The 12,424-nt window shown below is 27.9% G+C and carries 11 protein-coding genes; all 11 read right to left on the reverse strand.

Translation table 11 applies throughout. The features are described 5' to 3' along the window. Positions 1 to 407: 407 nt before the first annotated feature. Positions 408 to 3,443, reverse strand: a complete 3,036-nt coding sequence (locus KGF46_RS11600) for a diguanylate cyclase domain-containing protein (RefSeq protein ID WP_227861985.1) — start codon at positions 3,441 to 3,443, stop codon at positions 408 to 410. Between the two features lie 618 nt (positions 3,444 to 4,061). Next, positions 4,062 to 4,841 (reverse strand): phosphatidate cytidylyltransferase, encoded by a 780-nt coding sequence (locus tag KGF46_RS11605; protein ID WP_227434788.1) that lies wholly within the window; start codon positions 4,839 to 4,841, stop codon positions 4,062 to 4,064. Between the two features lie 12 nt (positions 4,842 to 4,853). Next, the gene (locus KGF46_RS11610) at positions 4,854 to 5,588 is read right to left on the reverse strand and encodes an isoprenyl transferase (RefSeq protein WP_227434789.1); all 735 of its coding nucleotides are present in this window, start codon (positions 5,586 to 5,588) and stop codon (positions 4,854 to 4,856) included. A 28-nt stretch (positions 5,589 to 5,616) separates the two neighbouring features. Further along, entirely contained in the window at positions 5,617 to 5,820 is a 204-nt protein-coding gene (locus KGF46_RS11615) for a hypothetical protein (RefSeq protein ID WP_227829504.1), read from the reverse strand. 2 nt (positions 5,821 to 5,822) lie between these two features. Beyond that, on the reverse strand, positions 5,823 to 6,380 hold the full coding sequence (frr, locus tag KGF46_RS11620; RefSeq protein WP_227829505.1) for a ribosome recycling factor: 558 nt from the start codon (positions 6,378 to 6,380) through the stop codon (positions 5,823 to 5,825). A gap of 25 nt (positions 6,381 to 6,405) precedes the next feature. Continuing rightward, on the reverse strand, positions 6,406 to 7,110 hold the full coding sequence (gene pyrH, locus KGF46_RS11625; protein WP_227829506.1) for a UMP kinase: 705 nt from the start codon (positions 7,108 to 7,110) through the stop codon (positions 6,406 to 6,408). A gap of 83 nt (positions 7,111 to 7,193) precedes the next feature. Next, positions 7,194 to 8,105 carry a translation elongation factor Ts gene (tsf, locus tag KGF46_RS11630; protein WP_021384993.1) on the reverse strand — a complete coding sequence of 304 codons (912 nt, stop codon included), beginning with the start codon at positions 8,103 to 8,105 and terminating at the stop codon, positions 7,194 to 7,196. A 78-nt stretch (positions 8,106 to 8,183) separates the two neighbouring features. Then, on the reverse strand, positions 8,184 to 8,897 hold the full coding sequence (rpsB, locus tag KGF46_RS11635) for a 30S ribosomal protein S2 (RefSeq protein WP_003424537.1): 714 nt from the start codon (positions 8,895 to 8,897) through the stop codon (positions 8,184 to 8,186). Positions 8,898 to 9,103: 206 nt separating this feature from the next. Beyond that, positions 9,104 to 10,288 (reverse strand): D-alanyl-D-alanine carboxypeptidase family protein, encoded by a 1,185-nt coding sequence (locus tag KGF46_RS11640; RefSeq protein WP_227829563.1) that lies wholly within the window; start codon positions 10,286 to 10,288, stop codon positions 9,104 to 9,106. Positions 10,289 to 10,391: 103 nt separating this feature from the next. Continuing rightward, on the reverse strand, positions 10,392 to 11,450 hold the full coding sequence (locus tag KGF46_RS11645; protein ID WP_227829507.1) for a potassium channel family protein: 1,059 nt from the start codon (positions 11,448 to 11,450) through the stop codon (positions 10,392 to 10,394). Between the two features lie 204 nt (positions 11,451 to 11,654). After that, a complete protein-coding gene (locus KGF46_RS11650) occupies positions 11,655 to 12,302 on the reverse strand; it encodes a helix-turn-helix domain-containing protein (protein ID WP_227829508.1) in 648 nt (215 codons plus the stop codon). Positions 12,303 to 12,424 lie beyond the last annotated feature (122 nt).

Below are 12,424 nucleotides of genomic sequence, written 5' to 3' on the forward strand. Positions count from 1 at the left end.
TGCTAATTTTGATTACAAATTTTTTAATTCTTCTAGCATGCTATGTACTTATTATACTTTTACAATATTTATATTATTTTTCAGTCACATATTTATTAAAAAATTCTTTTTCTTCTATACGATGTGACATTTCAATAATGCACTTAATAATACTGTAGACTTTTTCACGATTAAAGGTTTCTTTAAGTAAGCTTTTATTAATGCTTTAAGCTTTTCTAAAATTGAATTAACTGGTTCTGATATTTCATTAAAAGCATTTTCAGTTACCTCAATTATAATGTATCTATAATAACTAATCACTTATTAAAGGTGATTAGAATACTTTGTAGTTATATGTGTTTGTCTTAAATAGTTCCATCATTTGTATACTAAAATAAACCCAATTCTTGAGAATATTGATTATACTTTTAGATAGAAAACATACAATATGTATTTTTACCTTCTTCTTTTGCTCTATACAAAGCACCATCTGCACGATGATATAACTCATAAAACTGTTTACCATCTTCTGGATATATAGAAATACCTATACTTACACTTATTTCAAAACTTAACTCATCATATGTAAACGTAGTATCTAATCTTTTTAATATATCATGACCTTTTTTTTGTAGGCTTTCTTTTTCTCCATTATACTCCATAAATGCTATAAATTCATCGCCTCCAACACGGCCAACAATATCTGTTGTCCTAAAGTTACTTTTCAAACATTTCGCTAACTCAATTAAGATTTTATCTCCAAATACATGCCCCATAGTATCATTAACATCCTTAAAATTATCTACATCAATCATAAATAAAGCATAATTCTTATTTTCATCACATGATAGCAACATGTGTCTTATCTTTTCCTCAGTAGTACTTTTATTTAGTAACCCTGTCATTAAATCATTTTGAGATTGCTCAATTAACTTATTGTACTCTCTCTTTTCTTCATCAATATTTCTTATTTTCCCTAGTATTGATATAGTAGTATCCCCAATCTTATCAGGTTCATTGAACACTATAGAACACCATAGATGTATATCACCTTTAGAACGTATACGTATCTCTATTTCTTCTGGTTTGTTACCAACATGTGCTTCTTCTAAAGCATCAAGTAAAATCTTATGATCTTCTTCATAAATATTTGATAACTGTTCATCAATTGTTCCTCTTGGTTCTATCCCAAATATACTATAATAATTATCAGAAAATGTTATTGTATCATACTTAAAACTATATTCAAATAAAACATCACCCCACTGTTTTAAAGCCCTCTGATAACGATTGACCAGTCTATTAGATTTTTTATCACTTTTTTCACAAGTTGCATCTGTTACATCTACAATACTTGAATAAAAGTACTTCTTTCCATCTTTATCACTTTTACATAACCTAGAAATGGTTTCTAAATAAATTAAACGATTATCTTTACATCTAATACGATAGTGAAGTGTAACTATATCTTCAGAATTAACTTGACTTATCATATCGCCAAGTACAATTTTTCTATCTTCTTCAATAATTAAATTGATATACTTTCCATCAAACTTACTTTTAATTTCTTTTTCTGTATAACCTATCAAGGATACAAAGCTAGGAGAAATATAATCTAAAGTAAAATTTTCATCAAAACGAATACATTTTACACAAGCAGGAATATTATCCAAAACTCTTCTGTATTTCCAATATGATTCTTCCATCTCTAAAGACCTTTTCTTAAGCCTATCATTTTCTATTATGACTACAATTAAACTTTTAGAACCCTGCTTACCTTTTACTACATTGCCTGTTCCAAGTATCCATATAGGAGTTCCATCAGATTTTAATACCCTAAATTCAATTGTAACTATATCACTAATTCCAAGTTGCCTTCTAATTTCATAATTCACATATTCTATATCCTCTGGGTGGACAAATCCTAATGCTTGATTTTTAAATTTTTCTTCCATCTCTTTGACAGTATAACCTAACATCCTTCTATAGCCTTCATTACATGTAAGAAAAGTAAATTCAGGGTCCATTCCTACTTGAAATATGCCTGCATAGGCATTATCAACCAATTCCTTTATATTCATTGGATGTGTTGGAGTAAATACAGAATATACCATACTTTTTTCTTTTTCTATAGAGATGTCTTTTGATATAATATCTTCTTGATAATTAAGAGACTCAAAATTTTTTTTAAAGTAATACTCATAAAATTCACTTGCATTTATAGGCTCATTATAATAAAATCCCTGCAATATTTCTGGTCTCATCTGTTCAATTATTTTTAAAGTTTCTTTATTTTCAATTCCTTCAACATAAACTGACATATTCATACTATGACATAAATTAATAATTTGAGATACAATTTTTTGGTCTATTACATCATATGTAATACGATTTAAAAGAGTATGATTAATTTTCAAAGAATCAGCACTTAACTCACGAAAAATTTCTAAAGATGAATGTTTTGCTCCAAAACTGTCAAATGTAATCCTAATACCTTGACTGCGAAGAAAGTCAAAAGAATTCCTTATTTCTTCTATTTTTTTTATGTTATCATTTTCTGTTAATTCCAATGTAATTAGAGATGGAGATATACCCTCTTCCTTTATAGTATCTAAAATAAAAAACTTGAAGCTAGGTTCTTCAAGCTGCTGATATGACACATTTATATTCATCTTGAAATTTGGCATATACTTTATCCATATTTTTAATTGTTTTAAAGCTGTTTTAATCACCCATTGGCTAACTTTATCCATAAGACCAGAAGACTCTAAAAAAGGTATAAATTCAGTTGGTCCAAGTTTCATTTCAAAATTAGGATTTTTCCAGCGAAGTAATACTTCGCATCCATACAGTTTCTTGCTATTAGTAAAAATAAGTGGTTGATAATTTAAATAAAATCCTTTAAAATTATTTAAGACACTTTCTCTTAGATACTCTATCAACTGTATAGAATACTGCGAAAAAGTTAGCTCATCTTTTGAATAGACAATTAATGTTCTTTTGCCTTGCTTTTTTGCTCTTTCAAATGTAACACGTGCATTTTGATACAATGTATCACAATCTATACCATCTTTTGGATAAAAGCAAATACTTCCTGATATCGTGAATGAAATAGCATGTCCATTAATCTGTTTTATACATTGTGCTATATCTTGAAATCTATTAAAGAGTTTTGTTAATTCATAACAATCTCCATTTGGATACAAAATTCCAAAACCATTTCCATCTAATCTATATAAACTTATGTTTTCAGGTAAAAAAGGTAAAATAGATTTAGAAAATTTTTTCAAAACCCTATCTCCAAATGAATAAGAATATAAGTTATTAATCTGTTCGAAATCATCAATTCCAATAAACATAATACCATATGGCTTTTTCTGAGTTTCTAAACTTGAAAGCATCATTCTAAAATTGTAATTTCCCTTTAAATTTGTTAATTTGTCTATAATATTATTAGTTAACATGTCTATTAATCCATCCTCCTTAAATTACTTTAACTTTTTGAAATAAACATTTCTCTATTATTTTTTTAATTCCAATCATATTTTCTAGTTCTGAAAATTTTTATATGCATAATAAATTCTTACCTAATTCAAAAGTTATTTTTATACTGGTATACTTTAAATTACATCATCAACTTGATGATATTGAAGATGGAGTACCTAATATATTTCAATAAACAATTAAAATATATTATTTATTGAGAATTTAACTATTTGAATCTATTTTATCATATTTTGGAAATATTTTCCTTTATTTTGAGATATCACTTAAATTATACCCCTACTTATCAAATAAAATCAATAATATACTTATTACTGATTAATTATATATAAAAATAAAATTTATAAATTGAGAATAAATCAGTTATATTTAGATATATAGCTTATAAAAAGATAATATATTTAAAAATGTCGAAATTATTAAATAAAAAAAGATTTTTTACAATATTTTCTAAATTATAAAAAAAATGAAAATAGCCATGTAACTAAATACTCACAGAATTCTTCTGCTTTTTAAAAGTTACATAGCTATTTTCATTACTAGCAATTATAGACTGCCTTTTTAAAACCAACCAATCTTTATCTAATAAAAAATTTAATAGTATTATATACAAAAGGCGCTACTAATATAACACTATCGAATCTATCTAATATACCCCCATGACCAGGTATTATCTTTCCATAATCCTTTATCCCTACATATCTCTTTATTGAAGATGCAAATAAATCTCCCAATTGAGCTATTATACTTCCTATGCTTCCTATTATAGCCAATTGAAGCAAATCAATACCAAATAAATACCCAAATAAAATACAACAAAGTGTACTTCCTATTATTCCTCCAATAGCTCCTTCTACAGTCTTTTTAGGACTCACTTTAGGAATTAACTTATGTTTGCCAAGTAAATAGCCACTAAAATATGCAAATATATCTGTCATAAAAGATATTACAAATATAAGCCATACATAGATATTTCCTCTTTCAAAGCTATTTATAGTTATAACTATAAAATCTAAAAATACTCCTATATAAAAAACTCCTAAAAATGTAATCGAAACATCTATAACATTGCTTTTGCCCATCAACATATAAATTATACTTGCTAAAAATAAAATGAAAAGCACTGCATAAGTATATTCCAATGGTAAGTTAAAAATATTTTTTACAGCTAAATAAATAGAAAATATATACCCTATAATAAATATTGGATGTATATCTTTTATTTTAAATGCTTTATAAAATTCATGTAATGCAATATAAACTATTGCCATCTCAGCTATATAAAGAGGTATCCCTCCATATACAACAAATAGAAATAATGGAACCAGAGCTAGTGAAGCAATAATTCTTGTAAGCATAAAATAATCTCCTTACTTAAGTCCTCCAAATCTTCTATCTCTTTTTTGATATAAATATATAGCCTTTTGTAATTCTTCTTTATTGAAATCAGGCCAATGTATATCAGTAAAGTAAAACTCAGAATAAGCAACTTCCCAAAGTAAAAAGTTACTCAATCTTTGTTCTCCACTTGTTCTTATGACCAAGTCTGGATCTGGTATAGACTTTGTGCTTAAATAGTTTTTTATAATATCTTCATCAATATTGTTTATATCTATTTTACCACTTTCACAATTTTTTACTATATCTATAAGAGCATTTTTTATATCTGCCCTACTTCCATAGTTCAATGCTAAATTTAAGTTAACTCCTGTATTGTCTTTTGTCATTTCCTTAGCTGAATTTAATTCTCTTATACAAGTTTTTGGTAAAGCACTTATCTCTCCTATAGCTGTTACTTTTACATTGTTTTGATGCAGTTCAGCTATTTCATTTCTTAAGTATGTAGATAATAAGTTCATAAGTGTATCAACTTCAAGTTTTGGTCTTTTCCAATTTTCTGTTGAAAATGCATATAGTGTCAAGTGCTTAACACCTAAATTTGAACATTCTTTAACTATATCTCTTATAGTTTCTACTCCAGCCTTATGTCCTGCAGTTCTTGGAAGAAATCTGGATTTTGCCCATCTTCCATTCCCATCCATTATAATAGCAATATGAGTAGGTATGTTATTTAAGTCTATGTCATACATGATGTTGTTATTCATATTTTGCCTCCAATATTGTTCTGACTCCTTAAATTAAGGAGTCAGAAAAGTATGTGATTATTAGTTCTACACTATCACCTATCTCAGATATTTTTATAACTCTAGGAACTACAAGTTTATCTTTATCCTTTTTACCTTCAATAGATTTTATGGTATAAGCTACATTTCGTTCATCAAAATATTGTTTTACCTCATCTATATGAAGACCTAAAAGGTTATAATATTTTTTCAATATTATACCTCCATTATATCCTTTTCTTTTTTAGCTAATAATGCATCTATTTCTTTTATAAATTTATCAGTCATTTTTTGAACTTCATCTTGTGCTTTCTTTAATTCATCTTCTGTTATTTCTCCGCCTTTTTCCATTTTCTTAATTTTTTCATTGGCGTCTCTTCTTTCATTTCTTATTCTAACTTTAAATTCTTCTGAAGCTTTACTAGCTTTTTTAGCTAATTCTTTTCTTCTTTCTTCTGTTAAAGCAGGTACAGAAAGTCTTATAACTTCACCATCATTTGATGGATTTAATCCTAAATCTGAGTTAGCTATAGCTTTTTCTATTTCGTGCATAGCAGATTTGTCCCAAGGAGATATCATTAATATTCTTGGCTCGGGTACAGATATAGCACCAATTTGATTTATTGGAGTTGGAGTTCCATAATAATCAACTCTTATTTTGTCTAACATTTGTGCATTAGCTCTTCCTGCTCTTATAGTTCCAAATTCGAACTTTAAAGCATCAATTGTCCCATTCATTTTCTCTTCTAATTGCTTATGTATTTCTAGTTTCATAATTTTACTCCTCCTTCATTCTTCATTATTTTACAGTAGTTCCTATATTTTCACCTTTTACTGCTCTTATTATATTCTCTGTTGTAAGCTCAAATACCTTTATTGGAATCTTATTATCCATACATAAAGATGTAGCTGTAGAATCCATAACTTTTAACTCTTTTTGTATAACTTCCATATGACTTAACTCTGTAAATTTCTTAGCATCTGCATGTACTTTTGGATCCTTGTCATATACTGCATCAACATTTTTAGCTAACAAGATAACTTCTGCTTCCATTTCAGCAGCACGTAAAGCAGCAGTTGTATCTGTTGTAAAGTAAGGGTTTCCAGTTCCTGCACCAAATATAACAACTCTTTCCTTTTCTAAATGTCTAACTGCTCTTCTTCTTATATATGGTTCTGCAATTTGTCTCATGTCTATAGCAGTTTGAACTCTTGTAGCAACGTCTATATTTTCTAGTGCATCTTGTAATGCCATTGCATTCATAACTGTAGCTAACATACCTATATAGTCAGCAGTAGTTCTATCCATTCCTTCGCTAGTTCTACCTCTCCAGAAGTTTCCACCACCTACAACTACAGCCACTTCAACACCTATTTCTTGTATTTTTTTAATAGCAATAGCAATATCATTAACTACATCATTATTTATACCAAAACCTCTTGCTCCCGCTAATGCTTCTCCACTTAATTTTAACAATACCCTTTTGTACATTGGTTTATCCATCAGAAACCTCCTATTTCAATCCTTCATATCCATTTTTTCTATTTTTTAAAAAAGAGAACACCTGCGTGTTCTCTCTTTGGTTATTATTTAAGTTGCTTAGCAACTTCTTCTGCAAAGTTTTCTTCTCTCTTTTGTATACCTTCACCAACTTCGAATCTCACAACTTTAACAACTTTTATATCAGAACCTACTGCTTTAGCAACATCAGCTACTAATTGTTTAACAGTTATATCTGGATTTTTAACGAAAGTTTGCTCTAATAAACAAACCTCTTTTAATTCTTTTTCTAATCTTCCTTTAACCATTTTTTCAACTATATTAGCTGGCTTTCCTTCATTTAATGCTTGTTGAGTTAATACTTCTGTTTCATGTGCTATGTATTCAGCATCTACTTCATCTCTTGAAACGTATTTAGGATTCATAGCAGCAACTTGCATAGCTACATCTTTACCTAATTCTAAAACTTTAGCATCTCTAGCTTCTGTTTCCATTTCAACAAGAACACCTATTTTTCCACCACCGTGGATATATCCAGCAACTTGTCCATTAGTTACAACTTTAGCAAATCTTCTAAAGTCTAATTTTTCACCTATTTTTGCAACTCTATTATTTAAAACTTCTTGTAAAGTTATTCCTTCTCTATGAGTTTCACCTAATAAAGAAGCGATATCTTCTTTATCAGTAGCTAATGCCATACAAGCAGCATCTTTAACGAACACTTTGAAGTCTTCATTTTTAGCAACGAAATCTGTTTCTGAGTTAACTTCTACCATAGAAGCAACTGTGTTATCATCGTTCATTTCTATTGCAACTAGACCTTCAGCAGCAACTCTACCAGCTTTTTTAGCAGCTTTTGATAATCCTTTTTCTCTTAATAAATCTACTGCTTTTTCCATATTTCCTTCAGCTTCTTGTAAAGCTTTCTTGCAGTCCATCATTCCTGCGCCTGTACTTTCTCTTAACTCTTTTACCATTTGAGCAGTTATATTAGCCATTTTTTAAGTTTCCTCCTACTTATTCTATTCCATATTATAAATGGTAAGGGCAACCCTTACCATTTAATTGTCAAATTATTATTCTTGGTCTTCAGCTACTTCTTCTTCAGCACCTTGTCTACCTTCAATTACAGCTGTTGCCATAGCACCAGTTATTAATTTTACGGCTCTTATTGCATCATCATTTCCTGGTATAGCAAAGTCTAATTGTTCTGGATCACAGTTTGTATCAACTATACCAACTACTGGTATACCTAATCTGTGAGCTTCTTGAATAGCTATGTTTTCTTTTCTTGGGTCAACTACGAACATTGCACCTGGTAATTCAGGCATGTCTTTTATTCCACCTAAGTACTTTTCTAGTTTTTCTTTTTCAGCTCTTAATTTTATAACTTCTTTTTTAGGAAGAACGTTAAATACGCCTTCTTCTTCCATTTTTTCTAATTCTCTTAATTTATTTATTCTAGTTTTTATAGTTTTGTGGTTTGTTAACATTCCACCTAACCATCTTTCATTAACAAAGTACATTCCGCATCTTTCAGCTTCATCTTTTATCGCATCTTGAGCTTGTTTCTTAGTTCCTACGAATAAGATTGGCTTTCCTGTTTCAGCTACTTCTTTAGTGAACTTGTAAGCTTCTTCAACTTTTTTAACTGTTTTTTGTAAGTCGATTATATATATTCCATTTCTTTCTGTGAATATATACTTAGCCATTTTAGGGTTCCATCTTCTTGTTTGGTGACCGAAGTGAACACCTGCTTCTAATAATTGTTTCATTGATATTACTGACATATTTACCTCCTGGTTTTATACCTCCAGCTTGATCTTCTCCCTAAAAAACCATGTAATAGGCACCTTTTAAGGATCCCAATGCTGTGTGTGATTTATTTTATTTTTTCACCTCTAGTAGTATATCATAGAGGTGAAAAAATAACAATATTTTTTCCATATTTTCTATTTTTATATTTTTTTGTATATTTTATACCATTTTTTTGAATTTAATTTGCAAATTTCATTTTTAATTTTGTTTTTAATGGTATATTATCAACACTATTATCACTAACTATATCTACACTTCCAAGTAAATCACCTGAGCTAGTGTAATATTTTATAGTACCCATAGTATCACCTTTTTTAACAGGATACTCCATATTTTTAATTTTTACTTCGGATTTTATATTTTCATCATTTTTTAATATTGTATAAAGTTCATTTTTGGCTTTCAAAGTAACCTCTAATTCTTTCATTCCTTTTATATATCTCTTACCAATAAAGCTATCTTTATCAATTACTTTTTTCATATTAAAATTCTCTTTTCCATATTTTAACATGGCCAAAGAAGAAGATATTCTTTTATCTTTATGATTAGCACCTAATACAACGCCTATTACTCTACGTTTTTTCTCATTTTTATCATTCTTATTAACAATCATAGAAAATGATAAACAATAACCAGCATTCCCAGTGTACCCTGTTTTTATACCATCAACTTCAGGTATAATTCTCAATAGTGCATTTGTATTGCTTTTTTCAAAGCTTCTATCTGAGTTTGTATAGGTTTCCATATCAGTTATAGCTGTTACTTGCTTTTCATAATGGTCAAACATGTATTTTCCAAGAATAGATATATCTCTTGCAGTAGATATATTTTCTTTTGCTGGTTTTTTTGGATTACTTAAATCATATATTGGAAGACCATTTGGATTTAAAAAATGGGTATTAGTCATTCCTATTTCTTTTGCTTTTTTGTTCATCCTATCTACAAATGCTTCTTTAGATTTACAAATATGTTTTGCTATAGCAATTGCGGCATCATTTCCTGATACAATCATAAGACCTCTCATAAGTTCTATAAGTGGCACTTCCTCACCAACTCTTAGTTTATAGCTTGAACCTTTCACTGAAGCAATGGACTTGTCTATCTTTATTATGTCAGTTTCTTTTACTTCTTTATTTTCAATAGCCTCTATTGCAAGTAAAAAAGTCATCATCTTACTTAAACTTGCTAAAGGTACCTTCATATCAGGTTCTTTACCATACAAGACTCTACCTGTTTCTTGGTCTATAAGTATAGATGTTTTTGAGTATTTGTCTACGGATTTTTCATCAGCATATGAATAATTTGGTATTATAAATGCTAGAATCAGAGTTAATGTTAAAATTTTTTTTATTCCGTTTTTCAATTTTTTCACCTTCTTGGATTATTAAGTATATTTATATTTAAATTTTCCCTCTTTAGTCCAATTTATATCTAGTAATTAATACCTATCCATATTTACACAGATATTATCTTATCATTCTCTTAATAATCACAGATGCCCAAATTGCTCCTATTGTAACTCCTAAAAATACTTCTATACCTGCTAAAGCTTTACCAATCAAACTTGTAGCAACCATATCTCCGTATCCTACTGTACTAAATGTAGCCATACTAAAATACCACAAATCTATATACGTTTTAAAAATTTCACTTGCTGAATAATTACCTAAGTTATTTATATTTAAAGTTATAAGTGTACTGTTTGAACTTTCTATACCTACAAATAGATATAATAGGGCAAAACTACTTATTATAGCTATAATCACAAATAATATATTCCATGGTTTTTCTCCATAACCTGTAGTATAGTGCGCTATTTGGTCAAAAAACTTTTCAACTAAATAACTGCTGAGAGTTGGATAATCAGAGCGTTTTATCATTTTACTACTATAAATTCTTTCCTTATAATAGTAAGGTCCTATCATCTCATAATCTCCAATTTTTGTAGCTTGATTTCTAGCTATTCTATAATTTATTTTTCCATGCTTGCATTCACTTTTTCCATACTCCACATTTTTAAGTATAAATTTTGTACACATACTAAAAATTATTCCATCCATTCTTGGAAAATTTTCTACCTTATTAACTACTAAATCAGGCCCTTTAAATTTTACTTTTTCAAATATCTTATCATTTATATATACCTTATTAAACTTTGTTTTATTAAAATCACAATTTTCTAAAAATACACAAGCATTAAAAAATACCTGACCCCTAAAATCTGTATAATTAAAAATAACATTTTTTTTAAAAAGATATTTTCTAAAATTTGCTTCTTGTTTAAATATTGTTTCAGAAAAATTTAATAATTTATAGTCATAAGTTAATATTTCTTCTGCATTAAATTTATTTTCAAATATAAAGCCATTAAATTCATTTATTTCTTCCTTATATATATTGTCCATCATTAGTTTTATATCTTCACTAGATTTATTTTCTTTATGAAAAATACAATATCCAGAAGAATCTGCTTCTCTATGACATTTTTTTCTTTCATCTATTTTAGATATCCATTTGCAATTCATAAATATCCTCCAGTACAAAAAAATTATCACTATTTTGTATTAGTTTGGATATTATTTTATTTTATATACTTAAATACATACAAAATATATATTAAATTGTTTATTTTAAAATTTTCAAGTTATTTCTCATTAGATGAACAGTAAAATTTATCTATACTCAACACCTTTGCTTGTCATCTTCATTAAAGTAGTATAATTACAAAACTACTTATCTTTTCTAAGTAGTTTTGTAACCATATTTAATGCTACTAAGTCATCCATAAATCCTATTGGAAATACAAAGTCTGGAATAACATCTGTTGATATAACAAAGTAAAGCAACATACTTCCAATTAATAAATATTTCTTTATTCCTAATTTTCCTGTACAAAATTCAGCATACATATCTCTCAGCCTATCTGTAAATTGACCTTGTTTTTCTATGGAATCTATTTTTTTACTAAAATTATCAAAAAGTAATTTTTTCCCTTCATCTGTTTGAACATATAACTTGCATTTACTTAACTCTTTCTCAATATTTCCGTTGAAATTTTTATCATTAATTAAATTTGCAAATCCTAGTACATCATCAAAGTTACTAAAATCGCTATCTATATTAAAAATTTGTTTATTATTACTGTTTTTAAATTCATATCCTGATGCTTTTAATAGCTCTTCTAAGTTTACATTTAAGTGTATTGCAATCTTTTCTAGGTGATTTATATTTGGTTTTTGTTTATTATTTGCTATTCGAGATATAGTAGATTTATCAATTCCGCTTTTTTTGCTCAATTCTCCCATTGATGTTGACTTTTCTTTTAATAACGTCTTCAATAGATTACCAAAATTCTCAACCTCACTATGTTGCTCCATTATTTTCACCTGCTTTATTATGTTTGGTTTTATATTATATAATATGAGTTTTTTGTTTTTTAGGTGTTGCAAAATGTTGAAATTTTATCAACACTCTATTGGTTTATCTGTAACAATTTATC

The organism is Clostridioides sp. ZZV14-6153 (assembly GCF_020657855.1).
Classification (GTDB): Bacteria; Bacillota; Clostridia; order Peptostreptococcales; family Peptostreptococcaceae; genus Clostridioides.

What these genes read in the sequence shown, in the direction of transcription:
- KGF46_RS11600 (WP_227861985.1), bottom strand. Translation starts at nt 3,443, where the DNA reads ATGTTAACTAATAATATTATAGACAAATTAACAAATTTAAAGGGAAAT.
- KGF46_RS11605 (WP_227434788.1), bottom strand. Translation starts at nt 4,841, where the DNA reads ATGCTTACAAGAATTATTGCTTCACTAGCTCTGGTTCCATTATTTCTA.
- KGF46_RS11610 (WP_227434789.1), bottom strand. Translation starts at nt 5,588, where the DNA reads ATGAATAACAACATCATGTATGACATAGACTTAAATAACATACCTACT.
- frr (WP_227829505.1), bottom strand. Translation starts at nt 6,380, where the DNA reads ATGAAACTAGAAATACATAAGCAATTAGAAGAGAAAATGAATGGGACA.
- pyrH (WP_227829506.1), bottom strand. Translation starts at nt 7,110, where the DNA reads ATGGATAAACCAATGTACAAAAGGGTATTGTTAAAATTAAGTGGAGAA.
- tsf (WP_021384993.1), bottom strand. Translation starts at nt 8,105, where the DNA reads ATGGCTAATATAACTGCTCAAATGGTAAAAGAGTTAAGAGAAAGTACA.
- rpsB (WP_003424537.1), bottom strand. Translation starts at nt 8,897, where the DNA reads ATGTCAGTAATATCAATGAAACAATTATTAGAAGCAGGTGTTCACTTC.
- KGF46_RS11645 (WP_227829507.1), bottom strand. Translation starts at nt 11,450, where the DNA reads ATGAATTGCAAATGGATATCTAAAATAGATGAAAGAAAAAAATGTCAT.
- KGF46_RS11650 (WP_227829508.1), bottom strand. Translation starts at nt 12,302, where the DNA reads ATGGAGCAACATAGTGAGGTTGAGAATTTTGGTAATCTATTGAAGACG.